This is a genomic window from Oceanispirochaeta crateris (assembly GCF_008329965.1).
GTDB classification, from domain to species: domain Bacteria; phylum Spirochaetota; class Spirochaetia; order DSM-2461; family DSM-2461; genus Oceanispirochaeta; species Oceanispirochaeta crateris.
Genome location: NZ_CP036150.1, coordinates 461,847 through 488,195, shown reverse-complemented (window position 1 = coordinate 488,195; position 26,349 = coordinate 461,847). Strand labels below are relative to the sequence as shown.

25 protein-coding genes and 1 pseudogene are annotated in these 26,349 nt (G+C 38.7%); 6 read left to right on the top strand and 20 right to left on the bottom strand.

Features of this window, described 5'->3' with window-relative positions; translation table 11 throughout:
- The first annotated feature begins 28 nt into the window (after positions 1-28).
- Together EXM22_RS02220 and mvk are read left to right on the top strand one after the other, a co-directional pair.
- Positions 29-1,258: a DHH family phosphoesterase gene (locus EXM22_RS02220; protein ID WP_149484946.1), complete on the top strand. Its 1,230-nt coding sequence runs from the start codon at positions 29-31 to the stop codon at positions 1,256-1,258.
- A complete protein-coding gene (gene mvk, locus EXM22_RS02215; protein ID WP_149484945.1) occupies positions 1,255-2,226 on the top strand; it encodes a mevalonate kinase in 972 nt (323 codons plus the stop codon). Before EXM22_RS02220 ends, mvk begins: the two co-directional genes overlap by 4 nt.
- Before the next feature lie 149 nt (positions 2,227-2,375).
- On the opposite strand, the gene EXM22_RS02210 is transcribed toward mvk, so the two are convergent.
- The gene (locus tag EXM22_RS02210; protein ID WP_149484944.1) at positions 2,376-4,634 is read right to left on the bottom strand and encodes a cache domain-containing protein; all 2,259 of its coding nucleotides are present in this window, start codon (positions 4,632-4,634) and stop codon (positions 2,376-2,378) included.
- Positions 4,635-5,067: 433 nt separating this feature from the next.
- Positions 5,068-5,374: pseudogene (locus EXM22_RS02205) on the bottom strand (diguanylate cyclase).
- A 684-nt stretch (positions 5,375-6,058) separates the two neighbouring features.
- On the opposite strand from EXM22_RS02205, the gene EXM22_RS02190 reads away from it, so the two are divergent.
- The 3 genes from EXM22_RS02190 (at position 6,059) to EXM22_RS02180 (ending at position 9,982) form a co-directional block, all read left to right on the top strand.
- On the top strand, positions 6,059-6,778 hold the full coding sequence (locus EXM22_RS02190; protein ID WP_168203301.1) for a FadR/GntR family transcriptional regulator: 720 nt from the start codon (positions 6,059-6,061) through the stop codon (positions 6,776-6,778).
- A gap of 253 nt (positions 6,779-7,031) precedes the next feature.
- A complete protein-coding gene (locus EXM22_RS02185; RefSeq protein WP_149484940.1) occupies positions 7,032-8,417 on the top strand; it encodes a GntP family permease in 1,386 nt (461 codons plus the stop codon).
- 149 nt (positions 8,418-8,566) lie between these two features.
- Complete coding sequence (locus tag EXM22_RS02180; RefSeq protein ID WP_149484939.1) at positions 8,567-9,982, top strand: GntP family permease; 1,416 nt, start codon at positions 8,567-8,569, stop codon at positions 9,980-9,982.
- Positions 9,983-10,002: 20 nt separating this feature from the next.
- On the opposite strand, the gene EXM22_RS02175 is transcribed toward EXM22_RS02180, so the two are convergent.
- The 7 genes from EXM22_RS02175 to EXM22_RS02145 all read right to left on the bottom strand — a co-directional run bounded on the left by EXM22_RS02175 (position 10,003) and on the right by EXM22_RS02145 (position 16,053).
- The gene (locus tag EXM22_RS02175; RefSeq protein ID WP_149484938.1) at positions 10,003-10,344 is read right to left on the bottom strand and encodes a DsrE family protein; all 342 of its coding nucleotides are present in this window, start codon (positions 10,342-10,344) and stop codon (positions 10,003-10,005) included.
- Positions 10,345-10,498: 154 nt separating this feature from the next.
- On the bottom strand, positions 10,499-11,614 hold the full coding sequence (locus EXM22_RS02170) for a GGDEF domain-containing protein (RefSeq protein ID WP_149484937.1): 1,116 nt from the start codon (positions 11,612-11,614) through the stop codon (positions 10,499-10,501).
- A 356-nt stretch (positions 11,615-11,970) separates the two neighbouring features.
- On the bottom strand, positions 11,971-12,735 hold the full coding sequence (locus EXM22_RS02165; RefSeq protein WP_149484936.1) for an SDR family NAD(P)-dependent oxidoreductase: 765 nt from the start codon (positions 12,733-12,735) through the stop codon (positions 11,971-11,973).
- Between the two features lie 24 nt (positions 12,736-12,759).
- Positions 12,760-13,194, bottom strand: coding sequence for an RbsD/FucU family protein (locus EXM22_RS02160; protein WP_149484935.1), 435 nt, complete (start codon positions 13,192-13,194; stop codon positions 12,760-12,762).
- Positions 13,195-13,270: 76 nt separating this feature from the next.
- Positions 13,271-14,551 carry a TRAP transporter large permease gene (locus EXM22_RS02155; protein ID WP_149484934.1) on the bottom strand — a complete coding sequence of 427 codons (1,281 nt, stop codon included), beginning with the start codon at positions 14,549-14,551 and terminating at the stop codon, positions 13,271-13,273.
- Position 14,552: 1 nt separating this feature from the next.
- The gene (locus EXM22_RS02150) at positions 14,553-15,029 is read right to left on the bottom strand and encodes a TRAP transporter small permease (RefSeq protein ID WP_168203300.1); all 477 of its coding nucleotides are present in this window, start codon (positions 15,027-15,029) and stop codon (positions 14,553-14,555) included.
- Between the two features lie 25 nt (positions 15,030-15,054).
- The gene (locus EXM22_RS02145) at positions 15,055-16,053 is read right to left on the bottom strand and encodes a TRAP transporter substrate-binding protein (RefSeq protein WP_149484932.1); all 999 of its coding nucleotides are present in this window, start codon (positions 16,051-16,053) and stop codon (positions 15,055-15,057) included.
- A gap of 369 nt (positions 16,054-16,422) precedes the next feature.
- Between EXM22_RS02145 and EXM22_RS02140 the strand changes: the two genes are divergently transcribed.
- Positions 16,423-17,577 carry a substrate-binding domain-containing protein gene (locus EXM22_RS02140; protein WP_149484931.1) on the top strand — a complete coding sequence of 385 codons (1,155 nt, stop codon included), beginning with the start codon at positions 16,423-16,425 and terminating at the stop codon, positions 17,575-17,577.
- Positions 17,578-17,656: 79 nt separating this feature from the next.
- Here the strand turns inward: EXM22_RS02140 and EXM22_RS02135 are convergent, their stop codons facing one another.
- The 11 genes from EXM22_RS02135 to EXM22_RS02085 form a co-directional block, all read right to left on the bottom strand.
- Positions 17,657-18,187, bottom strand: a complete 531-nt coding sequence (locus tag EXM22_RS02135) for a hypothetical protein (RefSeq protein WP_149484930.1) — start codon at positions 18,185-18,187, stop codon at positions 17,657-17,659.
- The gene (locus tag EXM22_RS02130; protein ID WP_149484929.1) at positions 18,184-18,672 is read right to left on the bottom strand and encodes a hypothetical protein; all 489 of its coding nucleotides are present in this window, start codon (positions 18,670-18,672) and stop codon (positions 18,184-18,186) included. Before EXM22_RS02130 ends, EXM22_RS02135 begins: the two co-directional genes overlap by 4 nt.
- Positions 18,672-19,013, bottom strand: coding sequence for a PadR family transcriptional regulator (locus EXM22_RS02125; RefSeq protein ID WP_149484928.1), 342 nt, complete (start codon positions 19,011-19,013; stop codon positions 18,672-18,674). The genes EXM22_RS02130 and EXM22_RS02125 overlap by 1 nt, the downstream gene beginning before the upstream one ends.
- 292 nt (positions 19,014-19,305) lie before the next feature.
- The gene (locus EXM22_RS02120) at positions 19,306-20,199 is read right to left on the bottom strand and encodes an ArsA family ATPase (protein ID WP_149484927.1); all 894 of its coding nucleotides are present in this window, start codon (positions 20,197-20,199) and stop codon (positions 19,306-19,308) included.
- Positions 20,199-20,483 (bottom strand): DUF7990 family protein, encoded by a 285-nt coding sequence (locus tag EXM22_RS02115; protein WP_149484926.1) that lies wholly within the window; start codon positions 20,481-20,483, stop codon positions 20,199-20,201. Before EXM22_RS02115 ends, EXM22_RS02120 begins: the two co-directional genes overlap by 1 nt.
- The gene (locus tag EXM22_RS02110) at positions 20,476-20,916 is read right to left on the bottom strand and encodes a hypothetical protein (protein WP_149484925.1); all 441 of its coding nucleotides are present in this window, start codon (positions 20,914-20,916) and stop codon (positions 20,476-20,478) included. Before EXM22_RS02110 ends, EXM22_RS02115 begins: the two co-directional genes overlap by 8 nt.
- Positions 20,917-20,981: 65 nt before the next feature.
- The gene (locus EXM22_RS02105) at positions 20,982-22,721 is read right to left on the bottom strand and encodes a carbon starvation CstA family protein (protein WP_149484924.1); all 1,740 of its coding nucleotides are present in this window, start codon (positions 22,719-22,721) and stop codon (positions 20,982-20,984) included.
- A 474-nt stretch (positions 22,722-23,195) separates the two neighbouring features.
- Positions 23,196-24,176 carry a Fic family protein gene (locus EXM22_RS02100; RefSeq protein WP_246157062.1) on the bottom strand — a complete coding sequence of 327 codons (981 nt, stop codon included), beginning with the start codon at positions 24,174-24,176 and terminating at the stop codon, positions 23,196-23,198.
- A 178-nt stretch (positions 24,177-24,354) separates the two neighbouring features.
- Positions 24,355-24,690 (bottom strand): endoribonuclease MazF, encoded by a 336-nt coding sequence (gene mazF, locus EXM22_RS02095; RefSeq protein ID WP_342780274.1) that lies wholly within the window; start codon positions 24,688-24,690, stop codon positions 24,355-24,357.
- A complete protein-coding gene (locus EXM22_RS02090) occupies positions 24,687-24,917 on the bottom strand; it encodes an AbrB/MazE/SpoVT family DNA-binding domain-containing protein (protein WP_149484922.1) in 231 nt (76 codons plus the stop codon). The genes mazF and EXM22_RS02090 overlap by 4 nt, the downstream gene beginning before the upstream one ends.
- Before the next feature lie 403 nt (positions 24,918-25,320).
- Positions 25,321-26,286, bottom strand: coding sequence for a Fic family protein (locus EXM22_RS02085; protein ID WP_149484912.1), 966 nt, complete (start codon positions 26,284-26,286; stop codon positions 25,321-25,323).
- Positions 26,287-26,349 lie beyond the last annotated feature (63 nt).

The window sequence follows — 26,349 nt, the reverse complement described above, 5'->3', positions numbered from 1 at the left end:
ATTTAGAAAGACGAGAAAGGGGTTACTGATGGTTGAAGATTTAACACAAGCAATGGAACAGGCCATTTCTGCTTTGATTGATTCAAAGTTCCGGAAAGTGACCCTTTTGCATCACAATGATACAGACGGACTGTGTGCGGGGACGATCCTGCTGCAGGCTCTTGAAAGCATGGGCTGGGAAGTCTCGCGTTATTCGCTTGAAAAACCCTACCCTGAGGTCTTGAACAAGATCTTCACCGTACAGAATCAAGTCATTATTTTCACTGATTTTGCTGGTAAGATAGCCCCATTGATTTCCAGGTTAAACGCCGGAAGAAATCTAGTCATCATTCTGGATCATCATCCGGCTGAGAGAGTAAGTGATGAATCTGTATTCAACATGGATGGTGAGTTATATGACTTGAAAGGCGACCGTGATATCTCTGCATCGGCCACCTGCACCCTCTTTGCGCGGGCTCTGCTACAAAGATTTGACTCAAAAGAGTCTTACTCTCCACACCTTGGAGTGCTTGGAGCTGTTGGAGATGGATTTCTGGTAAAAGGATGTCTTTCCGGAGTAAACAGAGATATTTTAAAAATTGCAAGAGAACAGAATCTGATTCGTGTTGAAGAATCTGAAACTGGAGAGACATACTTTATTAAACTAGGAAATACAGAGTATGCGGCTCTGGAAATCTGCACCATTTTAGATACGATTGGAGGTGTTGGATACTACAGTGACGGTCCCTCCTTAGGCATTGAAATATGTAAAAATGGCTTAAATCCCAATATTGCATCCTATATGAATCAACTGTTAGAAGAAAAAGATTTGATATTTGATAGGGAAATTCAGAATTTGCAGAAAAATATCAGAACAACTGACCATCTACAATGGTTCAATGTTGAGGATAGATTCAGGCCGATGGGAGTAAAGATGATCGGGGTCTTTTGTACACAGATAAAAGATGAGCCTTTCCTCGATCCAACTAAATATCTTGCAGGATTTCAAAATGTTCCCGATATGGTTCCAGGTTTCGGTGAAATCAACTTCGATTCATCCAAGATATCAATGCGGGTTTCAAAAGAATTGACAGAAAAGATCAGAAAAGGAGAAATCCCTGGTTTAAATACCTTCCTCCCCGAAGCCACAACGAGGCTTGGCGGTTTCTCCGATGCCTGCCACGGACTTTCAGCCGCCACAACAGTCAAAATAGGGCAAGAAGAAATGCTAATAAATGAAATGGAGAATGTTCTTCATAAAAAGGATGGAAAATCATGAATACAGGTAAAGGTTTTGGAAAGACAATTTTAATTGGAGATCAGTTTGTCCTCTGGGAAATTCCGGCTATTCTTGCGGCGATTCCCTTTGAAACGGAATGCACTGTGGAAAGACTGAATTCAGGATCAGGATGGATTCTCGATGATAAAAGAATCGAAGTACCAGGGTATAAAAAAGCAAAAGAAAAAGATTGCCAGGTGTCTTTTGATCGAATGATCGAAGTTATGAAGCTGGATCTTGCAAAGAATCCAATCAAAATCACCGTAGAAGGAGATCTGCTAGCAGGCAGTGGTGTTGGAGCCAGTGCGGCTATTTGTGTCTCCTTTGCCCGGGCCTGCAACAAAGAATTTAATCTGAACATGAGCATACTCGATATCAATCATGTCGCCTGGGAAGGAGAATTCGGATACCACGGCCTACCCAGTGGTCTGGATAATACAGTATCAACATACGGTGGTGTCATTAAGTACAGAATAAAAGATGGGATAAAACAATTTGAAAGAATTCAACTTGAAAATCCGATAGAAATTGTTTTGGGTAACAGCGGAGTAACCGCCAACACTGCCTCTTTAAAAGGCTTCCTAGAAGAACAGGAAAAGTCCGATCCGGAACTATTCAATTCAAGACTGAATACCATCAGAACACAGGTTGAAGACCTAGGACAGGCATTATCCAAGGCAGACTTGAAAGAGACAGGAAAGATCATGAATGAAAACCATAAGGTCCTCATCGAGATGGGACTTTCTCACGAAAGACTCATCGAATTGTGCGATAAAGCTTTGTCTCTTGGTGCTTTAGGAGCCAAAGTCACAGGAGGAGGCCGTGGAGGATATATGGTGGCGTTGACCCCCGGGAAAAACCTTCAGGAAAAAGTAGCATCAGCGTTCGAAGCCGAGGGGATTGCCACAATAAGGGCGACCATCGGTGGAAAGCCTACAGATGAGACGACCTTTCAGATTTTAAAATAGATCATCACTAAAATAACTGTAAACACCCCTTATGTCAGAGACAGAAGGGGTGTTTACTAGCCATTATCGGACTATACGATGCATACCACCCAAGCCCCTTATTTTCAGAGGGGATTTTTTTGGAAAGACAGCTCTGGAGGATGAATTATCTACTCAGTCTTAAAAGTACCAAATTTGTCTTTTAATTCTAGAACGATATTGTCCAGCTTCTGAGAAAGCTCAATCATAAACTGCATTGAATTGACAATTTCCTGAGTACCGGCCTGGGCTTCAGCCATGCCAGAAGTTACTTTTTGAGAGACTTCTTTAATCATGTCTGAGGATTTAAGCATTGACTGAACACCATTGCTGATTTCATTACTACCTGCCTTAATCTGGGATGTCACATCATTAATTTGACCTGATGCATCAAGAACTTGTTGCCCACCAATATTCAATTCTGCAACCGATGCCTCAATTTCTGAGAACGCATTAACCGTATCAACAATTTCTTTCAGAATTGAGTCGAATACCATAGAAGTGGCATCAACATTGTTATCAGCAATATCTACAGATGAAGTGATCTCCTTTATCATCTTTGTAATATTGGAAGATGACAAGGCCGAGGTCTCAGCCAGTTTCCTGATTTCATCAGCAACTACAGCAAATCCCTTACCGGCATCACCAGCATGAGCCGCTTCAATGGCGGCATTCATTGATAGAAGGTTCGTCTGAGATGCAATAGCATTGATTGTATTAGCCATCACCTGAATGGATTGAATTTGGTCTACTGCAACTTTAAAAGCTGAAGATGTTTCATCAATTTTCTTCTTCCCTTCATCAGCCATTTCAGATAATGCAGTGGTTGATTCTTTTTTTGCACTTGTAATATTTGCTACATTTTTGAGTGATGCAATCATTTCTGTAATAGCTGCGGTTGACTCTTCTACCATAGACGCCTGGTCATTTATCTGGTCATCGATTGAGACCATGTTAGTAGTAACCTGCTCTATAGCAACAGCATTTCCACCTATATTCTTGTCCAGTGTATCAATTTGCGTTCCAATAGAATTAAGGGTCGCACTGATCTGCTCAATGGCCGTTGTAGTCTCTTCTGTTCCGGCGGTTATTTCTTGTTTAACCCTATTGGTACCATCAATCGATTCTTTTACATTGGCAATTAAGATGCGTAAATTATTGACAAAATAATTGAAGCTTTCCGCCATTTCGTACAATTCGTCTCTGGTTTTGACTTCAAGAACCTGGGTTAAGTCTCCATCTCCCTGAGAAATATTTTTCAGCATGTTATTCGTTTTTTTAATATTACCCACAACCATCAATGTGAATGCTATAATCACTCCTAGGATTGCGATCATACTTATAATCAGAGGTATAAAGATACCAATAAATACTGTTGTTATTAGGTTATCAACATCATCCTGATAGTAGGAAAAAGAAATAACGACATCATCTTCTTCAACATACCTGAGTAATGAAGTTTTTTTATAAGATCCTTCGCCATTTTTAGTAAAATGATACTCAACTCTCCCATTTTTTATTTCAAGAAAGAGCGGTAATAATTCCTCTCCTGTTTCAGAATCTCTTAAATCCGGTTTTGTTCCTTCCAGACTTTTATCCTTGTAATATACAAAAGAACCATCACTGCTAACAATAAAAGGATAGGCATCCAGTAAAATTTTTTCTAATTCAGGATTTCCGCTGAGATCAATATTGGAGGAACCATACATAGCCTCTCTTAACATTTCATTAGCTGATGCTGTTTTTTCATCCAGACTGATTTGAATATTATCTATATATTCTCCCGTGCCAAGAATCCAACCCCATTCTTCGAAATATATAGTAGCGCTGATTTTTTCTGAAGCCTCAGTGTCTCCCGGTTTTACGAACCAATACTTTGTAAAGGCATAACCGTCTTTAACACAATTATCCACATATTGCTTAACATAGGGATTACCTTTAACATCGAGTCTATCCTCAAGATTCTTTCCTAGCAATGCAGCAACGGGAGTTACGATATTCGTGTAATCATCCTGAAATGCAAATAAATAATTGTCAGCGCCAAATGATAAATTTGCAATATACTCTCTTGCCAGAGACTGAGCTTCACTCCTACTGAACTGACCACTTTGTTCCAGATTGTAAAAATGCTCTACTCCTGATTTTGCTAATTGAACCACATTCAGCAATCGGTCTTTAGTCGCACTTAATGTTTCTTCTTCATAAGCCCTCAAATTTTCACTAGAACCTTCCAATAAATTATGATAAGCATCGAGCTTTTCGTTCACAAGAAGTTCAATCATAGCCGTATAGTTTTCATTCAGGTTCTTTTTTGTCATAAAATACAATGAAACAAAACTTATTAAAAAAACGATCGCCACCGGTAACATAATCTTGGTTATTATTTTCATTGTATCCTTCCTGTGCTCTTGGCATTTACAAATTGAATTTTAATTAACACAAATATAATTCTTTATTATCATCATAGGAATACTTTAATTAAAAATCTAAAAAATAATTTTAACACACAATGATTCTCTTAGATATCAAAAATTGAGAGCTAAATAAGCAACTCATTTGATTTCCAATACTTGTTCATTGAAAACTTGAGTCTTGAACATTTTTATGTTCACAGGTAATTCAGAATTATTGAAAATTTAATGATTATGAAATTCATTGAACAAATTTAAAAAAACAAATAGTCAGTTTTTTAATTTTCTTCTTGGAATCCATATTTTATATACCAGTTTTTTAGTATTATATTTTCATCAATGAGGAATATTCCTGCAATTTTTCCACTTAACAAATTGATTTCTAAGATTGAGAAAACCAAGATTTTTTGACCTATATTCTTCGGATCTCAAGCATGAACCTTTCCCTGATAATACCCCGTGGATTCACAACAGATACTCCGAGAGTTATTGTCACAGCCACGGCTTGCTTACCGCTTTCAAATTCATATCTGTGTTTTTCGACAGTCTTTCTGATGCGTTCTGCCAATGTCAAAGCATGTTCTTTACTAGTTCCCGGCAACAAGAGTAAAAACTCTTCGCCTGCCTATCGTGTCACATATTCTAATAGATTTACGAATATTCTCCGTGATGGACATTAATACCGAATCTCCACAATCATGTCCGTAGAAATCGTTGATATTTTTAAAATATCAATATCCGCTCTGACCAGTGCAAACTCACAACCATTTTTTATACCTGTCAAATTCCTGTTGAATTTGTTTTTCCATATACCGTCTGTTATATAGGCCAGTCAGGCTATCAGTCATTGAGATCCGTTCATGTTCCTGATGCAGCCTAGCACCTGATATGGAAGTAGCAATCAGATAATAACTGAAGAAAATCAGCAATGTAGACAATATCAGGGTAATAAATGAAGACATGAAAAATGTTCGATGAAAGGTAAAACTAGTTAGTAACAGGAAAGACAAAATAGGATAGAAAGTAAAACTTGGCTTATGTTGGTCAAGAAATTCAATGATATACTTAAGAGGCGATTTCATAGACTTCTTTACAAACGGCAGAATTGTCAGTTCCAGAATCAAACCTATAACAACAATAGCGTGTGGAACTGATGGAGACAAAAAGTGATCAATATTTAGAAAGATTAAAAATATTCCAGTAGGGATCAAAATATGAGTCTGAACCTTCCATTTCACAAATCCGGTAAATTTGACTCAGCAAATTTTTACTATCAAGATAGATATTCACTATTGTATCAATATGTACGACGAGAATCACTGGTAGAGATGAGTGAACTTCAAAAGCGACCTGCTTTTTGCAGATCTTGTCAATCGAAGTTCATTCCATGTATCTTAACTGTAATGGAATCAAAAAGCACGGTGATTTATGACTTTCTTGAGAAGCAGATTGTTAAGGGAGATCTCAAGCCTGGTGATAAATTACCCTCTGAATCAGAGTTGTGTAACAAATATAGCGTCTCACGCGGTCCGGTTCGAGCAGCCCTTGAAAAATTATCCGCCATTGGACTGGTTTTCAGAAAGAAAGGTGGGGGAACCTATGTGGCAGAACAGAGTATGGACAAACTGCTCAACACCATACTTCCCACTCTAAAATTTCATACAGGGAATTTAAAGGAGATTCAGGACATTAGGTGCGCTCTTGAAAAATTAAGCCTTGAACTCTGTCTTAACAACCACAAAGACAACGATTATGATCAGCTGGATAGATCCATAAAAGCTATGGTAAAGGAAAATCATAACAAAGAGGCTTTTTTTTATCTTGATCGAGAATTCCATACGGCTATTTCCCATCTAACGGGGAATTTTCTGCTTCATACGATAAACTTGCTGATTTGGGATCTGCTGCATAATGTTCCTAAAAATGAGTTGTATATCCTCAGTTTAGAGGAGATAGTAACCCAACATAAGCGAATCTATAAGAGCATCAAAGAAAATGATCTGGAACTAGCCACATTATATACTGTCAGACATTTGACAAGACCTATTCATACTGAGTCCAAAAAAGCTGATCCGATTCCCGACAAAAAACGCTGGAATCCCTGGCTGTCCAGCACTCTCTAGCCTCTAACTCTTTTTACTACATATTCAGAATTTAAACACAGTTCTCTACAGATCGAAATATCTTTTAAAATGATTTTCTCATGAGAAAGCAAAAAATGAAATTTATTTTTTGCATTATTTAAAAACCCATGATACCATCAACTTGTAGTACAGATTACACTATTTCTTTGTATATATGGCTTATTATGCGGAATATTGCATTGAAACATACGCACCTGTACTACAGATGAAAAATTATGGAGGTTTAATCAATATGGGTTTGATCATGGTTTTATTACTGGTTGTGTCAATCGTTCTCATGGTATTGGCAACATCACTCTTTAAATTACACCCTTTTATTGCCCTAATTTTTGCGGCACTGTTTGTGGGGCTGGGAGCATCCGCTCTGGGTCAGTTTGATGTAATGGCAGTAGAAACGACCTTAAGAAACGGGTTCGGTGGGATTCTGGCTTACATTGGAATCGTCATTGTTCTGGGAACGATCATAGGGGTGTTTCTTGAAAAATCAGGAGCGGCTGTTAAAATGGCAGATACAATCCTGAAACTCGTAGGTCCCAAAAGACCAGGCCTTGCCATGAGTTTTATCGGTTGGTTTGTTTCAATACCTGTATTCTGTGACTCAGGGTATGTCATCCTTTCCGCCCTGCGGAAATCTGTGACAAGAAAGGCAAAAGTTTCTGCCACCATGATGAGTGTTGCCCTGGCAACAGGTTTGTACGCCTCTCATACTCTGGTACCTCCCACTCCAGGACCTATTGCCGCAGCTGGAAACCTGGGTCTTGAAGACAGCCTCGGTCTTGTTATTCTTGTCGGTATTTTTGTCTCTCTTTTCACAATGATAGCCGGTTTTATCTGGGCAAAATACATTGGTGGAAAAATTACGATTCAGGAAGATCGCGACAATGAAGAATTCTTCAAAAACGGATTTGAAGTCGAAGAAGATCTAATAGAAAAGACATACGGCAAACTGCCTTCCACCTTTATGTCCTTTGCTCCAATCCTTATTCCTATTTTCTTTATTGCCATGGGAACCATTGCCTCTTTTCCAGGAGATCTGATGGGAACTGGCTTTATATCTAATCTTTTTAAGTTTTTTGGAAAACCAGTGATGGCACTTCTTGTGGGTCTCCTATTTGCTCTTGGCCTCGCTCCTAAATTGAATGAAGAAGTTCTGATGAAGTGGATTGGAGAAGGTGTAAAAATCGCCGGGCCCATCATTTTAATCACCGGTGCCGGTGGTGCTTTCGGAGCGATCATCAAAGCGACTCCAGTAGCCGATTTTCTTGGCCAGTCCATGAGTGGTTGGAGCGTTGGTATCCTTGTACCATTTTTCATTGCCGCGGCTCTGAAAACTGCTCAAGGTTCCTCAACAACAGCTCTGGTAACGACTTCCGCGTTGATGGCGCCTCTCCTGGTTTCACTTGGTCTCGATTCTACCATGGGGGCTGTCCTCACTGTAATGAGTATCGGTGCCGGAGCCATGACTGTGTCTCACGCTAATGACTCTTATTTCTGGGTCGTAGCGGAATTTACCGGAATGGATGTTAAAACGGCCTACAAGTCACAAACCGTGGCCACCTTGATACAGGGAGTTGTTGGTATTATTGTTGTCTTTATTCTTTCTTTATTTCTTTTGTAAAATATAAACGTATTTTTCACAATGAAAAAGGGAGAGCAAAAATTTTGCTCTCCTTTTTCTTTCTCCGATTCTAAAGACAATTTTTTTTATATCAATTGATCAGAGTATGATAAAATTACAACCGAAGTGGGCTTGAAGGAGACATTCATATGGACCTGATAATGATATTGTTATTTACTTCATCAATCATACTGATCGTTGTTGCGACATCAGTTTACAATATACACCCTTTTATTGCTTTAATTTTTTCCTCTCTCTTCGTTGGGCTCGGAGCTTCTGTCTTAGGACAGTTTGAATTGATAAATATAATCCCCACCATCAATAACGGTTTTGGAAAAATTCTTGCCAACATCGGTATAGTCATCGCTCTTGGAACAATCATTGGGGTATTTCTGGAAAAATCAGGAGCTGCCATAAAAATCGGGGATGCGATCATAAGGGCAACGGGCCCCAAGAGGCCGGAATTGGCCATGAGCATCATCGGATGGTTTGTTTCAATTCCAGTATTTTGTGATTCGGGATACATCATCCTATCAGCCTTGAGAAAATCGGTGACAAAAAAAGCCCATGTGTCTGCAGCGATGATGAGCATAGCCCTGGCCACTGGACTCTATGCGTCTCATACCCTGGTTCCCCCAACTCCGGGTCCTATTGCAGCAGCCGCAAATTTGGGACTTGAAAAAAATCTTGGTCTGCTCATCCTCTATGGGCTCTTAATTTCTATTTTTCCTTTAACTGCAGGAATACTTTGGGCTGGGTATATAGGTAAAAGAGTGGAGCTTCAGGAAGACCGGGACAATGAAGAAGCCCTCATTTATGATCTGGAAACAGAAGAGAAAACCATTGAATCCATGTATGGCAAACTACCTAGCACATTTATGTCATTTTCTCCCATTATCATTCCAATTTTCCTGATTACATTGGGAACAATAGCTTCAATCCCGAGAATAAGCTCTCTTTCCGGTAAAGTCCCGCAGCTCACAGTGGGAACAGAAGTATTGATTAATTTTATATCTTTCATAGGGAAACCTGTGACTGCCCTTCTCATAGGATTTCTATTTGCATTAAGACTGGCACCAAAGATGAATGAAGATGTGCTTATGAGGTGGGTGGGCGAAGGCATCAGAACAGCCGGTCCCTTTATATTGATTACAGGAGCTGGTGGAGCCTTCGGTGCTATTATCAAGGCAACATCCATCGCCTCTTTCCTGGGGGCATCCATGAGTGGATGGAGTCTTGGTATTTTAGTGCCCTTTTGCGTCGCTGCCGCTCTGAAAACTGCCCAGGGTTCATCGACAACAGCTCTTGTGACAACATCGGCTTTGATAGCTCCCCTTCTCGGTACTTTAGGGCTGAATAGTCCCATAGGCTCCATTCTAACGGTTATGAGCATCGGTGCCGGAGCCATGGTGGTCTCACATGCTAACGACTCCTACTTTTGGGTTGTTGCCCAGTTTACCGGTATGGATGTTAAAACAGCCTACAAATCACTCACGGTGGCCACCTTGATTCAAGGATTGGTCACCATGACAGTTGTATTCATTTTATCTCTCATTCTTCTTTAAAAAAAGTTTAAAAATACAATCTATGGTTTAATATAAGCATACCCACAGAGTTGTTTATCTATCAATTCTTTCACTCCGGCGGGTACAATTGTAATAAACTCAAAGATATCATCTTGTTCTATTTGCATTCCCTTCAATGAATTAAGACAAGCACAGATATGAATCCCTTTTTCTGAAAGATCTTTAAGTTCCTTAGAAAAAAGACTATTTTTTATTAAATATTCCTTAACTGCCACTGAATTAGCCACAATTTCTATCTCAAATGTTTTGTCTGATAATTCATTTATTAAGTTTTTTACATTTGAAAGAAGCAAGTTCCATTTATCATTCTCATCTATGTGAAATACGACTTTCATTTGCATCTTCGCCTCCATTTTATTTTCACTTTTATTGCATTAGAGCCTGCAGGGTTCGTCAAAGATTGTTTGTAAATACTGTATAGAACAGCTTGGTTATGAAAAGAAAATTATGACTGAACCCAGATGGGCTTCTATGTCACCTGCACAGAGTCCCCGGTTAAAGATCTTTCACCACATAACGATCTCGGCCGGCATTCTTGGCCATGTACAGTGCCTTGTCTGCTGTTTCCACAAGCTCTTCAATGCCTTTCTTTCGCTTTGAATTATTATGATCAGAATCGATAAAGGAGACACCTACAGAGACAGTAACATGCCCCATTGGATGTGAGGATTGCGGTATATTAAGGGCGCGAGTATTCTCAACGATACTGGCAGCCATTCTTTTTGTTGTTTCAAGATTGGCTGATGGCAGTAGAAAAGCAAATTCCTCACCTCCATAACGGAATATGTAGTCTGACTTGCGCTGCACCATAGATTTGAGCATTTCGGAGAAATTCTGCAATAGTCTATCACCAGCCTGATGGCCGTAACTGTCATTGTATTTTTTAAAATAATCCAGATCGGCCATTATAAATCCGACCGAGATACCGGAACGGTTGAACTGCTGTATAATGTTTTTGACCACAATGTCCAAATAACGACGATTGTATAGCCCCGTTAAGCCGTCTCTGATTGCCAGTTCATTCATTTTATCCATGGCAATATTAAGTTTCTTATGTGTCGACATTCTTGTTTGCTCAAATACGAAGGCAAAAAGAAAGACCCCTAAATAGCTCAAAACCAGGCGGATCATGAACGGGGAGGAGAATGGCACAATGAATGAGAACTCTCCTGCAAAAAAGTTGAGTAAAATAGACAAGCATATCATTAAGAGGGTAAAGAAAGAGCCTAATCCTGTACCCAGAAGGAACAGAGCCACAAGTGGAAAAAGGTAGTACCACACAAAGGCCATTTGATTGCTTACACCGGAATGAAATAGAAACATGAAGAAAAACTGTAAAAGCAGAATACTCAGGATACTGCAGAACATCAGTCCTATTCCGGAACGAAGAAGAAAAATCAGTCCTACGATTAATATTGAAACAATAAAATTAAGGGACGAATAAAAATAATTTTTTTCCCTGAAGAGGAGAAATCCCATTACGATAAGCATGAGGATTCCAAGAACCATGAGGAAAAAAAGCATTGTGAGTTTACGTATTTGTTCACCATCTTCGATGCCAGAAGAATCCGTAAAATCGGTGTTAAATATTTTTGCAATAAACTCTTTCATATCATATGCAGATTATTATGTTTTTACATATATATGTCTATAGTATTATAAGGCTCTGCCCCTAAATTAGATTGATGCTGCATAGAGGGTCCTCCATTTTCTAGACACATAAAATGTTACATTTTTTACCTGAAAAATTATTGATAACGGTTATCTTAAACAGAAGAAATAATCAGTAGGAAATTCCATTTCTAAGGATTATTTCCTCCTGTCAATTGAAGATTACATGATTATAGAACTCGAACCGCATGGTAGAAAGGCCCCCAAAAAAGACTGATTTGAAGAAAGAGTACAGCTCTTAGGATCTGAATCAAGTTTTACCACTTCGATGTATACGCTTAATTAAAGATTCTCTATTACGCTACGTAAGCACCACCGTTTATATCCAGGGTTATACCTGATATAAATCCATCGTATTCTCCTACAAGAAACAATACGGCTCTGGCCACATCATTGGGAGATCCTGCCTGCTTCAAAGGGATCGACTCAATTGTTTTGTCTGCCGATTCTTTGGATGTATGAGTGGCATGAAAGGATGTGCCCAGTATTAAACCGGGAGCAACACAGTTGACCCGGATGCCCCTGTCTCCTAACTCCGTTGATGAATGTCTGGTCCAGGTAATGATGGCCCCTTTGGATGTTGAGTAGGCAATTGAGCCGCGGTGACCGCCTTTCCTTCCCGCCAGAGAGGCCAAATTAACGATGGAGCTTCCTTCTTTGTGTTTGGCCAGGATTGGCGCGGCAGCCTGGGTGATCCAGATGGTACTGGAGAGATTCAGATCCATGATTCGTGTCATAAAGTCCGTATCCAGTTCTTCAATTCCCCGTCTTTCTATCAATGATCCTGCATTATTGACCACACTGTGGAGGGGACCTATTTTGGTGCAGGCTTCATCGACGACTTTCTGGCAGGTTTCTCTTGTTGTCAGGTCAGCTTGAATGGCTAAGAATTTGACCCCTTCTTCGGAAGCTAATTTATTGAGGAGATCAGCTCCTTTGCTGCTTGTTAAATATGTTGTGGCAACATTGACTCCGGCTCTGATGAGTTGTTCACAAATAGCAAATCCTATTCCCTGACAGCCTGCCGTCACTAATACATTTTTATCTTTTAAATTTCCCATTAATATCTCCTTAATCTTTACGGTTTAATCTTTTTTAACGATTCCTTTGGTGAGGATAATGTTTCCAAATAATGCCGATTCACTGGTGGCGATAACAGCATAAGCCTTGCCTGCCCTTTCATAAAAATCAGCTCTAGGGATAATGGCCATACAGTCTGTTTTTCCTTCCCATTTTTCGATCAAAGCCTTATATTCTTCCCAAATAGAAGGAACTCCATATCCTTCTCTCGAAACTTTCATCACTGTGACGCATGTTTTTTCAATATCATCCAATGGAAAAAACTGAAGGATATCGTTCAAGACCCGCGTAATACCTAATCCATCCAATCTTACGAGACGACGAGCCCGAGAGGCTCCGGGAAAATTGGCATCTCCAATAACAATTTCATCAAAATGTCCCATTTCCATAAGAATCTTCAATAGTTCGGGCGAGAGAGTTTCGGGTATATTTTTTAACATGACGATCTCCAGTTTTTATTCTTTATTTTATCTTAAGTACTGAGTTCAATATAATTTTTCATAGGATAACTGTTCATCACAGGCCAAAGAAATTTGGTATTAACATGACAATACCAGGGATATAGGTAATGAGTAAAAGTATGACAATCATCGCAAAGAAATAAGGTATAAATGCCTTAATCGAGTCAGAGATACTAATACCGGCTATTCCGCAGGACACAAAGAGACAGACTCCCACAGGGGGTGTAAACAGACCAATAGCCAGGTTCATAATCATGATGATGCCAAAATGAACTGGATCGATTCCCAAAGCAGTCACGACAGGAAGCAATATGGGAGTAAAAATGATGACTGCCGGGCTTAAATCAAGCCAAGTACCCACAAAGAGCAGCAGGAGATTGATCATAAGCATTATTATGATTTTATTGCCGGTGATACCCAGAATTAAATTTGCCAGCATAGCTGGAACTCCCTGACTGGCAAATAACCAGCCTAAAGCACTAGCTGTGGCAATCATCAGGGCGACCATTCCTGTTGTAATAGAAACTTCGATGAAGATATCGCCTATGTTGGAAAGTTTCAGTTCTTTGTAATAAAAGACACCAAGACAGAATGAGTAGAGAGCGGCAATCCCTGCAGCTTCGGTAGGCGTGAAAAAACCTGTGATGATGCCTCCCAATATGATGATGATTGTTAGAAGTGCGGGAATACTCTTTATGATGATAATGAGCGCTTCCTTGAATTCAATCTTTGAATCGACAGGGTAATCTCTCTTTGCCGCTATAAAAAAAGTGACAATCATAAGAGCGATCCCCACTAAAATACCCGGCAGCATTCCTCCAAGAAAGAGCTTGGCGATGGAAGCTCCTGAAGCAACTCCGTACACGACCATGGGTATACTAGGGGGAATAAGAACTCCAATTGTAGATGAAGTTGCCGTAACGGCGACTGAGAAGTCTTTATCATACCCTTTGTCAATCATAGCAGGGATTAAAATCCCGCCCACAGAGGCAGTATCGGATGTAGCAGATCCTGTGATTCCGGCAAAGAACATACTGGAAACAATATTGATATAGGCTAAACCTCCTCTTAAAAAACCAACCATGACCTTAGACAGGTTGATGAGGTCTGTGGTGATTCCACCTAGAGCCATGAATCGTCCTGTAAGAATGAACAAAGGTACGGCTATGAGCGTAAAGGAGTCCATTCCAACATACATTCTCTGGACACTCACCATTAAAGGAACGCTACCCGTAACAAATATACCGGCGATTGCAGCCAGACCCGTGCAGACAGCTATAGGAACATTGATAAACATCAATCCGATCATGACTGCAAATGATATAATCGTTACCATTTTAACTCCTGTTCTCTTTTTTAAAGTTTTGGATTAAATAATAAATTGACAATATAAGAAGCAAAATGCCCGTGACCGGGATGACCGCATAATAATAGGACATAGGAATTCTCATGACTGAGGAAACCTGCTTATGCATTACCCTGGCGATTTTGAATCCATAAAAAGCCATGAAAAAACCAAAGAATCCAACCAGGAGATTGATGATAATTTGGTTAACATACTTAAAGTTCTGGCCATATTTATTTACAAAGAAGTCGATACCTAAATGTGCTTTTTTCTTCAACGCAAGACCACTTCCAAGGAAGCAAAACCACATGAACATGATACGGGAAAGCTCTTCGGTCCATGAGAATGGAACCTTCATAAAGGCTCTGGAAAAAATTTGTATTAGAATTGAAAGTGTCATAATGAGTCCTATGACCTTAATAAGATTACCTACAATTTTTTCATATAGAATATCTATGAATTTATCCATTCTCATGTCTCCTGATACCTCTCGATTATTTTAAAAATGCTGCAATGATATCGCTTCCAATTTGATCGGAATAGTCGTTGTAAAGAGGTTGCAGTTTCTTTTTGAAGGAAGCCTTATCTACATCAGAGACTATGGTCATTCCTGCGCTCTCAAGAGTTGCCAATGTTTCCATAAGTCCTTCTTGATCAAGATCCTGTGCATACAAACCTGCCTTGGCTGCTTCGTCGAGGACAATAGTTTTCAGTTCAGCAGGAAGGCTGTCCAGGAAGTTTTTGTCAAATACAATAGTATTGGGTGTACAGAAATGCTCTGTCAAAGAGAGATACTGTGTAACTTCAAACTCTTTTTGTGCAACAACAATGGCAGGAGAGTTTTCGGCAGCATCAACAACCTTTGTCTGCAGAGCCATATATCTTTCTGAAGCGGCAACAGGTACAGGTGTAGCTTCTAATAGTTCCATTGTTCTGATCATAATGGGACTATCCATAACTCTGATTTTAAGGCCTTTAAAGTCATCTGCTGTGTTTATGGGACCTCTGGAACTGTAAACACTCCTAGGACTTCTGATCATCCATCCACCGATCGTTATATTTGCTTTCTTTTCAAGAATTGCGGAAAGAGTTTCATCCAATCCTGCATCGAGAACGGCTCTTTCATGGTCCATTCCTTCGACAATATAGGGAAGATCAAAGATCATAAAAGCTGGATCTATGGAGCTAAGGAAGGATGTATTGATTTCTGCGCCCTGTATGCTTCCAATCTGCAGTCCGGCAATATAGTCAGCGTGGTCGCCCAGTTGTCCACTGTCAAAAACCTGTACATCAATGATTCCATTGGTAGCGTCCTCAACATTTTTTTCAAAAAAGTAAAAGGCTTTAACATTGTTGTCTGCAGGGTTGCTGGGTGTTGCCATTTTCAGTACGTATTCACCTTTTTTTGCTTCTGTACCCGAATCTTGTGCTCCCTCTGAGAAAACGGGAATGGTCATTGCAAAAAGAACCATCATTAAAATCAATTTCTTCATCTGAATCCTCCATTTTTTTCATACAACGGTACATGTTGTAAACCATGTTCTATTTACGCTACCATAGGTTTTACCTGAACGCAACTTTTTTTTTATAAACTGAATATATATTCAAACGAAAAAGCATTTAAACGTATTTTAATTGACATTTCATGAACCATGTATCATTATATTTAAGTACATGTATCTTTTACATGGGCTTTTTTAGCATGTTAATATGAAGACCAGAGAGTGCTATTTTACATTGTATCCCTATTGCTTTAGTTGGCACCTCGGTACCAGGGAGCTTTATTTTGCTTCAGCCAATAAGATATTTTCTTGTTGAGCCATTGAGGATGTGTTGATAGAATAAAATTCTGTATTTGCTCAATGACTGAAGAACTGGTAATTTTAAATCTAAATATTCAAAGGAATTATAAAACTGTGGATAATAAATCCAAGAAAAAATATCGCTATCTAGAGGTTTATGAAAATCTTGTGAATAAGATCACAAAAGGAGAATTTGCACTGGATGAAATGCTCCCCTCTGAAAAAGAGATAGGTCGAATGTATTCGGTAGAAAGAACCACAGTAAGAAAAGCTCTAGGATTACTCGTAGATGATGGTTTTGTCCAAAAGTTCCAAGGCCTTGGAGCTAAGGTTATCAGTACTGAAAAAGTGAAGAATGCCAGCTCCAATTTAAAAAAGAGTGATACGATCTTATTTTTTCTTCCTAAAACAAAGGAAAATATGGATCGATTAACCCAACCATATTATTCCCTGATGTTCTTTAATCTGGAAAATGAACTGAAAAGGAATGGCTATAAGACGATTTATTCAACGATCAGTGAAAACGATAATATTGAAGATTTACTGAAACAGCAGACCTATGCGGGGATCATTTTTGCTAGTTACGGAGTCTCAGAGAAACATCTTCACTATGTTTCAGAAAACAATATACCTTTTATTACAGTAAATAATGATTATACCGAGGCGGTCTCTGTTGTTCCTGATAACTATACAGGGGGCTATCTTGCAGGAAAACATCTAATTGAATTAGGTCATCGTAAAATAGGACTGATCACAGGAAATACGGAGGATATGTCCTGTCGTCAGCGCTTAGCCGGATTTACCATTGCCCTGGGTGAATCAGAATTGCAAATCGATAAAAAGTATATCCGCAACGCAAATTGGCTGGCAGATAAAGCGATTTTTCAAACTCAGGATCTTCTTGAAAAGAATAAAAAAGATCTACCCACTGCTATATTTGCCTTCAACGATGAAATGGCGATTAGTGCGATGAAGGTTATCAACGAATCAGGATACAACGTTCCCGACGATATAAGTTTAATCGGCTTTGACAATATTTCTCAGGCTAAATATGTTTATCCTGATCTCACGACAATTCATTCTAATATTGAAACAATATGCAGAACTGCCGTCTGGATTCTTAATAATAAAATAAGAAAGGATGTTCATGATAATTTCAAGATATTAGTACCGGTGCATCTGATAAAAAGAGGATCAACAGCCCCTGTCAACTGACAAAGGGAGCGAATCCATAGCTCTTCGTGGGAGAACCTTTTAAATGAAACACAAAGCTCTCTTACAGACTTTTTTTGATTTAGACTTCAGCCAAAGATCTGTATATGTGCTGTTTCTCATTTTTAAGAAAGACCTTTTCTAGAATGATCGATAGAAAGTAGTAGAATATGATACCTGTTACGACATGAATACTCGTAAAAGGAACACCGAAAAATTCCAATTCATAAGTAAATACAGGTAACTTTGTTACGGTCCACATCCCCAGAAAAAAGATTAAATAGGATAAACGGGCATCTTTCTTCCCCAACAAGGCAGCAATGGGAAATGCAGCATACAGTGGCCCCGCAGCAAAGGTAGCCAAAATAAGAGCCCAGAGATAGCCTTTCAGCCCAGCGTCATGTCCCATGTGTCTTATTACCACCTCTTTAGGAATGAGTACATCCAGAAGATTCATGGTAATCAAGATGGGAGGGAGAATCTTCAACATGCTTCCCACACTGGATAAAGAGATCTGAAGGGCGGAAGTAGCCGTATCCTTTTTAATAAAGAAAAGGACTCCTAAAATGATGAGCATCAATAGGGTTAGAGCATAATCTTTTAGACCTTTCATAAGGCATCACCCAGAGTGATTGAAACAATTATTACGAATAAAACAGTCATAAAAAAGGCTCCGATATTCCGGTAAAGGGCAAATTTTCGGCCAAAATACTTTTTTTCCACTGGATAAGTTACAAATCCGATTCCCATCAAAGCAGATATAAAACCGGTAACTTGGGCCAATCCCGCACCACTTTCAATAAGAGTGGCTCCTAAGGGAATGGTTATAAAACTGGGAATCAAAGTCACCGCACCAACCAAGACAGCAATGGCAACACCTGTTACACCCGAATCTGAACCAATGATTCCTGAAATAGCTTCTGGAGAAAATACAGCCAGACTCAAGCCCATTAATAACATTATAAATGACATCTGAGGCAGCAGGTGCAAAAAAACCTTAAGAGACTTCTGCAGAGCCATCCTAGCCTTATTTTTGTCTTTCACTAAGGTGATTATCAGCAGAACAAGTGCCGCTAAATAGTAAAGAATAGATTCCATTATTTCCCCTTCATAATCCTTCCATATTCATCCAGAAAAAAGCTAAGGGTCTTAACCCGGAACCGAATATCTTTCTCAAATTCTGCCAATTCATTCCACCCTCTTTCTGTCAGACTATAATACTTTCTAACTGGTCCACTCTGTGAATCATCAAGATGAAGATTGACCTTTCCTTCCCTTTCCAAACGGTTTAAAGTCCGGTACAAGAAAGGCCTATCAAGCTTGTTACCCGGAATTTTCTTTTCAATGCGCTCATGCAGCTTCACTCCGTAAGACGGTCCTTCTGTTAACGCTAATAAAATAAAAGCCTGGGCATGATGGCCATGTTGAAATGCACCCATACCAATCCCTCCTCAAGATGCATGTAACATATATATGCGTCAGTCACATATAATTTATATTATATATTATTTTATTTATAGCGAAGATCTACATAGAAAATAACGAAACTCTAAAATGAGTTTGTTTAATGCTACATAGAACATTTTTATATATTTTATTTGAAAAAGATGATTAGCGTTCTGCTGCCCCAAAGGAGTCTATTCATGTTCCCTCTGGTCTTGATCTAAAAAGATATTTGGATATATCAACCTTATTTCAGATAATCCCCACACCGGTCGTTGCGCTCTGAATTTACTTTTCAACCCTTTGGATCTGCTGGGAGTGCTCCTTTAGATCATCAAAACCAGTGATGGACTGACCATAGTCTTCAATGATATCAATCTCTGACTCAACAAATTCCCGGGCAATAGCTTTTGTCCGTATTGAACTAATTTCGCCCTTATTAATAATAACTCTAGCGATGCTAATTCCCAGTTTTGTTAAATCTTCCTTAATTTGAATGGATTCTGAAAAACTTAATTCATCCTCATTTAGAATTAAAACGATTTCGGTTCTCTCTCTGTCCTGTAATTCCCTCAACATTTTTTCATAGCGTGTTTTCATCTTTTGCAGCCGAATATAAACAGGATCATCATCCAACTGATCCAGATTTTCCTTCCGTATTCTTCCCACAGAATTCTTTTTTTCAATAATTTCTTTACGCATGGCCTCAAGCTGGCGCAACCAAAGAAGATTTACCGAACTGAGAGCAAGAGTTTTCATTGTCAGCGCTGTTGGGGGTGTGTCAATAATAATATGATCGAAGTGTGTATCGTCATAGCATGCCTCCAGTGCTAACCATGCCGCATACTCTTCCATTCCGGGAGCAAACTTTAAAATATTAAAATACTTATCAATATTCAGAGCTTGCTGATAGTGATATAAACTTTTAAGATTTTTTTTAACACTCTTCATATAGGATTGACTGATCTTATTCATATCAGTTTCACGCACAAAAAGATTATTCAAAACCTTTTTTTCTTTTCCTGAAAACTTTGTTTCAAAAATGTCATGCAAATTATGAGCAGGGTCAAATGAGTCAAGCAAAGTTATGGTTCCCTCCTCACTAGAACGAACCGCAAAAAGTGAAGAGCTGGTGGATTTACCAACTCCTCCCTTACCAATAAAAATTTGAATTTTTCCCATCAAGGTTCCCCCATGACACTGGCCAGTTCACTCAATCCATTACCTGTCTGAGAAGCCCGGGTAAGAATCTTTTCCAAATCTCCCTGCATTACAGGAAGAAGTTCTAAAGCAATGGCCATGGGCGGCGACGGGAAACCCACAAAATTACCATACAACATCAGAGCAAAAGAATGTTCCATTTCAGTGATCTCATAAGCAATCTGAGATGTTGCTTTATGGTTCATAGCCTGCGCAAAACCGTTCAGAAAGCCTTTTATGGATACCAAAAAATTGGTTTTATTCATCTAAAACTCCAAAGCCTCTGATATCCTGTTTATTTCCACCCTTGATAGGCAAAACAGAGTAGATTCCATATATCCCCATTAATATAGCCAGATACATGTGATATCGATAAATCGGAATATACCAGGAAAACAAAGCGAAGAGAGCTCCCAAATCTACAGAATAGAGAGATAGGGTTTTCATCCTCCTGAAGCGACTGACACTCATACCGGCATTCTTAACACTCCTCTGATATTCCAGAGTTCTGATAAGAATCGGCAGAGCCACAGAAAAGATGGCTGCTCCTAGAAGGCCAATCACCGAATTAATCCGGTTTGCTCCCCATGAAGAAACCTCGATTTTTTGAAAGATTGTCAGTGTAATCAAAAGGACTGTGATTACAGAAATGTGTATCCATGTCAGTCTATTTATTTTTTTTAATGCCTTCTCCAGCATGATGCCCACCTTATAAGAATACGGTCTGACCGATTAAAAATCAGACAGACCGCAAAACAAAAATATCAAGCCTGAGTGGCAACAACTGGTTGTTTCTTAGAAAGGGCCAAAATACTTTCTATGGCTACAAAAACAACGATAGCAATAATCACAATGTTTATGACTCCCAGCATGACTTGTCCACCAGCCATATAGCTGGCTTGGTTGAGGATCAATGCCCACATTGTCATAAACAGCATAAAACAAGCGGGAAGAAGGGTCACAAGGAATCCCTTTCCACCACGTTTTTTCAAGTAAACTGAGGCTGTAAAAAGTGCAAGAGCCGCCAGTGTTTGGTTATTGGCACCGAAAAGAGGCCACAGAGTGAGGGCACCCTTTCCATCAACCCCGGATGAAAAGGCCAGAATACCAGCAGTAATCAATGCCAATAAGGTAGCACCATATTTATTGGTAAAGAAACTCTTTGAATCGGTAGCACCGACACGGTTGGCACCAAGAAGCTCTTGAATGACATAACGTTGGAGACGAGTGGTTGTATCTAATGAGGTTCCGGCAAAGGAAGCTACAAAAACACCCATTATAATAATACCCAGATATTTAGGGATTCCTAGAAAAGTAATCATATTGGCAGAACCTTCTACAAAGGCTCCCACTTTAGCACCGAGACCCGCAGCAGATCCCCAGGAAGCATAGTGTTCTGTCCATTTGGCCAAACCGGTAACAGATCCCACATCTCCCTTAGCGGCAAGACCGATCCCTGCTACCGTTGCAATGATTACCAGAACAGCCAAAGCACCTTCCATCAGCATCGAACCATACCCAACAAACATGGCGTCATCTTCATGAGCAACCTGTTTAGCGGTAGTTCCAGAGGCAACAACAGCATGAAAACCGGAAATAGCACCACAGGCAATTGTAATAAAGAGGAAGGGCCACATTGATGGCGCTCCTTCAGGATGGGACTGTACTGCAGGAGCTACAACTGACAATCCATTAAAAGCCGAGACGATTATCCCAACAATGAGCAAGCCCATAGCAATGAAGAGTTCCCAGGCATTGATATAGTCACGAGGCTGTAGAAGTGTTGTTACAGGAAGAGTTGATGCAATAAAGGCATACGCAAAAAGAATCAAGGTCCATGTACCTGTGGCAGGCATAGATCCTATCATAGGCATATCCATCGGAATAAAATGACCGAGGACAACGGTAATATACATGGCAATAACTGCTAGAATGGTAGTTCTGACAACATGTGCATTTTTTCTATAAACGGCATAACCCAATGCCAAGGCAATAGGTATTTCCATCCATACAGGAAATACGGCTTCCGGGTACATATGGAAAATAACAGCAATAATCATACCGAGAATAGCAAGGAAAAGCCACAATTCGATAAATACAATCAGAAAGAAAGCAACGCGGATACGTTTGCTTATATACTGTGATGCAATTTCCGATATGGATTTTCCCTGCGTTCTCAGCGACATAATCAGTGCAGAAAAGTCATGGACGGCACCCATAACAATAGAACCGACAACGACCCAGATAAGAGCAGGCAGCCATCCCCAGATGACACCGATTGCGGGACCAACAATGGGGCCGGTACCAGCAATAGAAGTAAAGTGATGACCAAAGATAATGCCTTTTTTTGTCGGTACATAGTCTACACCGTCTTCAAACTCTTCTGCAGGGGTCTGATTCTTGTTGGAGAGTTGAAAAATTTTCTTTCCAATAAATTCTCCATACAAACGGTACGCAATAATGTAACCTGCGAAGGCTAGTACCATGATAAGTACAGCGCTCATAAAAAATACCTCCCTAATAATATTATTATTAGCTATTTATGTTATTCACCGCATAGGGTGATATAAATATTAAACACCTATTGATCATAGCTGTCTAGTAACTATTTTTTCAAAATGGTTTATTATGGGATTTATTATTTGGAATATTTAGTTTTTATGGAATTTTACACGCCAGATTAGCGAATAATCTCTTCAAAAGACGTTAATATGCATTAATATTCGTTAATAATCGCATAATTGTATTATTTAAAATGTATTTTTAACGAATATGTTAACAAAAACAAAGGGATCTCGTGTATTCTAGCCTGACTGCAAGACAGGTTTTGGCGCACCTCTTGCCTTCCCAGGCTTCTTAGGAACTTTTTCACCGAATAAAAATATCTCCATCCATCTGCAGTTTCCGCAAGAATTGTGCAAGCAGGAAGGACCATTTCAAATCTTTGCTATCTATGACACCTTATTTCGATATGGTATTCACTCTTTCAATTCTTTAACGTAATCTTCAATTGCTTCACGAGTTGTAACCCATTCTTTATTAATTTTAACAGCTGAAAGCTTTCCCTTTCTAGCAAGTAACGAAAGATACTCCTGGGAGTAATTACAGTATTTGCTTGCGTCTCTGAGATTTATGAAACCTTGTTTTTCTGTTGTATTGGGTTTGATACTATTGAGATATATTATCAGTGATCTTTCAATAGAGCGACCAATAAAATTCTCAAAAGACTCTTCGTTTCCTATATTTGCTTCATTTAATACTCTGTAATATTTTTTTCTATCCACTTTCAATATAACTGTTGGGGGAAACCCATTCTTCATTAGTATTAGATTCATTAACAAACGGGCGACCCTTCCATTCCCATCAATGAAGGGATGGATGCAGACAAATTTGTAATGAAACTGTGCTGCTAATACTGATATAGGTAAACTAAGCATATTTTCGTAATACCAGGACATGAGTTCTGACATTAAGCTTTTTACTTTTATTGCTTGGGGAGGTATTATTCTTGCTCCGACAATTCTTACGTTATGCCTACGATAAATTCCTGCTTCAAGATCATCAATTCCTTTGAGAATTAGTCTATGGAGCTCTTTTATCGAATCTTCTGTGAAATCAGTTCTTTTGGATATGAGTAATTCTAAATATTGAATACCTTCCTGATGGTTTATAACCTCAAGGTGCTCATTTACTGTTTTTCCACCGATTGTTACACCAGAATTCAGAACAATCTCGGTTTCATTAAGAGATAGTGTATTCCCCTCTATAGCATTTGAATTATATATCCATTCTACTGCGAATTGTTCATTCAATTTCTTAACTATGGAGGTATTTAGTGGTCGATTTGAATCTAGTTCTCTTTTTTTACCTTCAATACTCTTTATTAACTTAGGGTCCATATCGGTTCCTTCAAATAATAATTTATCCGATATTGTAAGACATAAATTTGTTTCATGCAAATATAACATCCAAATAACAAGCAGAATTGTTCCTGGAGCGAAGCGCAAGGATTTGGCGGGCTCTTTGCATTCGAACGAAGTGAGTGCAAAGAGCCTGACAAAAAATTCTGTCTTCGTTCATTTGCTTGTTCTACGGCCTCTTTTTATGCCGGATTTTTCATTTTAAAATATTGTATTATTATTTTATCAATAATGCGAGTTTTTCTTGTACTTCAGAAAAAGCAGTTTCTGTTGCTTTTTCAATAAATGCAGCTTCTCGAACTCGCCAATCTAAGTTTTTTACCTGATCTGATAAAACAACACCTGATATTTTTCTTCCAATAACCGGTACTTCGAAGGGGTAGTTTTTTATTTTACTCGTAATTGGGCAAGCAATCATTAGCCCCGTTTTAGAATTATAAGAAGAGGGTGAAATAACTATTGCTGGTCTTTTTCCTGCTTGTTCATGTCCGGCCTGAGGAGTGAAATTTAGCCAGATTATGTCTCCACGTTCAGGTATATATTGTTTTTTCACCAGGATTCATTCCCTTCAGGCATACCAAAATCGATTTCATTATGTAAATTCTCTTCTGTAATACAACTTAATAAATCTTCGAGGTTGCGTTTTGGTTTAATGATAATCCGATCTTCAATTTCTTCGATATCAACAGTTGAGCCGTTTTCCAGTGCTAGATCACGAATGATATTGATTGGAATACGAATACCTAGGCTATTGCCCCATTTCTGAATTTTTGCTTCCATACTAATAATATATACTTTGTTTATACTTCCAGTCAATGAAAATTGCTTCTTCGAGACATAATCTTCTACAGAGATTATTGATCACAACACCGAAATTCATTTCATACTTTCCAATTCTAATTTTATATTGTTAATTAATGAACCAATATATCAATTCAGAACACCTATTCCATTCTGGTTCTTTCCAATTTGATTTTTTATAGTCCATATTTCTTGATCTTCCGGAGGAGGATTTTAATTTGTTCAGAATTTGAAAAATGAAACAGTTCAGAATAATAAATAATCCGTCTCAAATTGTCCGTAGAACATCCAATTAAGTAGATTGCCGTCAGCTGGCGTGGATCATGCCTACGTAGTAGATAGCTTGATCCATGACAGTAGGTAATTCTACTTCAATTGTTTGTTATCCACTCTTTTCCATTCTATATTTTGTCATTCTACCTTTACCTGTAGACTCAATCCTATTTTCTTCAATTAACTGTTTTAAATCTCTACTAGCTGTAGCACTAGAGATTCCTTTACATACTTTCATATATTCTTTTCTATCAAACCAGCTATCCAGCTGAGAGAGAGCAACTTCTGTGCGTTTTTGATAATCTGGGCTTGCTGGCTTTGATTCATTAATCGTATCACGTAATGCTTGATTTATGATGTTTAGCATGAATTCAATAAATACAGTTGATTTTCCGGTATTATCTGAAATTGATAAGGCCTGATAATACTCTTTCTGATGATCTTTAATTAGCTTTTCAATTGGTACAAATTCAAATATTGGATTTACTTTCATCAATATGCGTGTTTGCCAATATCTCCCCATTCTTCCGTTTCCGTCTTCAAAGGGATGAATGAATTCCATCTCATAGTGAAAGACACAGCTTTTGATAATTTCTAAATCTGTATCTTCTTTAAGGTATTTGAATAAGTCATTCATTAGGCCAGGAACCATTTCTGATGTGGGGGCAATATGTGTTACTTCCTTCCCCTTCATAATTCCTACTTGTGATTTTCTATATTCTCCAGGTGCTTTTACTAAATCTTTCATTAGTATTCCATGTGCTGAAAGAAAATCATTTTTATTGAATGGCCTCAATTCATTCAACTGATCATATGCTTTGATAGCATTCTGTACTTCGATGATGTCTTTTTTTGGACCAATAATTCTTTGATTATCTAATAATGCTGTTACATTCTCAATATTGAGTGTATTACCTTCTATTGAAAGAGATGATTGGATTGTTTTAATTCGGTTTTGACGGCGTAGTCGTGCTTCTGGTTTAACAAGCATAAAGCTTTGGCAGATACCCAATGCTTCTGTTATTTGCCCATATAAATCCAATATTGTTTTCGTAATATCATACGGTGGTTTCATACTTCAATGATAGTATCATATGATACTATCAGCAATCCTTTTAATATTTTTTTGGCCGAAGGC

Excerpts from the sequence above, each read along its gene's own strand:
- EXM22_RS02120 (WP_149484927.1), bottom strand. The coding sequence starts at position 20,199 with ATGGGAAAAATTCAAATTTTTATTGGTAAGGGAGGAGTTGGTAAATCC.
- EXM22_RS02220 (WP_149484946.1), top strand. The coding sequence starts at position 29 with ATGGTTGAAGATTTAACACAAGCAATGGAACAGGCCATTTCTGCTTTG.
- EXM22_RS02105 (WP_149484924.1), bottom strand. The coding sequence starts at position 22,721 with ATGAGCGCTGTACTTATCATGGTACTAGCCTTCGCAGGTTACATTATT.
- EXM22_RS02150 (WP_168203300.1), bottom strand. The coding sequence starts at position 15,029 with ATGGATAAATTCATAGATATTCTATATGAAAAAATTGTAGGTAATCTT.
- EXM22_RS02140 (WP_149484931.1), top strand. The coding sequence starts at position 16,423 with ATGACTGAAGAACTGGTAATTTTAAATCTAAATATTCAAAGGAATTAT.
- EXM22_RS02115 (WP_149484926.1), bottom strand. The coding sequence starts at position 20,483 with ATGAATAAAACCAATTTTTTGGTATCCATAAAAGGCTTTCTGAACGGT.
- EXM22_RS02130 (WP_149484929.1), bottom strand. The coding sequence starts at position 18,672 with ATGGAATCTATTCTTTACTATTTAGCGGCACTTGTTCTGCTGATAATC.
- EXM22_RS02110 (WP_149484925.1), bottom strand. The coding sequence starts at position 20,916 with ATGCTGGAGAAGGCATTAAAAAAAATAAATAGACTGACATGGATACAC.
- EXM22_RS02165 (WP_149484936.1), bottom strand. The coding sequence starts at position 12,735 with ATGGGAAATTTAAAAGATAAAAATGTATTAGTGACGGCAGGCTGTCAG.
- EXM22_RS02155 (WP_149484934.1), bottom strand. The coding sequence starts at position 14,551 with ATGGTAACGATTATATCATTTGCAGTCATGATCGGATTGATGTTTATC.
- EXM22_RS02160 (WP_149484935.1), bottom strand. The coding sequence starts at position 13,194 with ATGTTAAAAAATATACCCGAAACTCTCTCGCCCGAACTATTGAAGATT.
- EXM22_RS02180 (WP_149484939.1), top strand. The coding sequence starts at position 8,567 with ATGGACCTGATAATGATATTGTTATTTACTTCATCAATCATACTGATC.
- EXM22_RS02090 (WP_149484922.1), bottom strand. The coding sequence starts at position 24,917 with ATGGAAGCAAAAATTCAGAAATGGGGCAATAGCCTAGGTATTCGTATT.
- EXM22_RS02175 (WP_149484938.1), bottom strand. The coding sequence starts at position 10,344 with ATGCAAATGAAAGTCGTATTTCACATAGATGAGAATGATAAATGGAAC.
- EXM22_RS02190 (WP_168203301.1), top strand. The coding sequence starts at position 6,059 with ATGGAATCAAAAAGCACGGTGATTTATGACTTTCTTGAGAAGCAGATT.
- EXM22_RS02125 (WP_149484928.1), bottom strand. The coding sequence starts at position 19,013 with ATGGGTGCATTTCAACATGGCCATCATGCCCAGGCTTTTATTTTATTA.
- EXM22_RS02145 (WP_149484932.1), bottom strand. The coding sequence starts at position 16,053 with ATGAAGAAATTGATTTTAATGATGGTTCTTTTTGCAATGACCATTCCC.
- EXM22_RS02170 (WP_149484937.1), bottom strand. The coding sequence starts at position 11,614 with ATGAAAGAGTTTATTGCAAAAATATTTAACACCGATTTTACGGATTCT.
- EXM22_RS02210 (WP_149484944.1), bottom strand. The coding sequence starts at position 4,634 with ATGAAAATAATAACCAAGATTATGTTACCGGTGGCGATCGTTTTTTTA.
- EXM22_RS02185 (WP_149484940.1), top strand. The coding sequence starts at position 7,032 with ATGGGTTTGATCATGGTTTTATTACTGGTTGTGTCAATCGTTCTCATG.
- mvk (WP_149484945.1), top strand. The coding sequence starts at position 1,255 with ATGAATACAGGTAAAGGTTTTGGAAAGACAATTTTAATTGGAGATCAG.
- EXM22_RS02135 (WP_149484930.1), bottom strand. The coding sequence starts at position 18,187 with ATGAAAGGTCTAAAAGATTATGCTCTAACCCTATTGATGCTCATCATT.
- EXM22_RS02085 (WP_149484912.1), bottom strand. The coding sequence starts at position 26,286 with ATGAAACCACCGTATGATATTACGAAAACAATATTGGATTTATATGGG.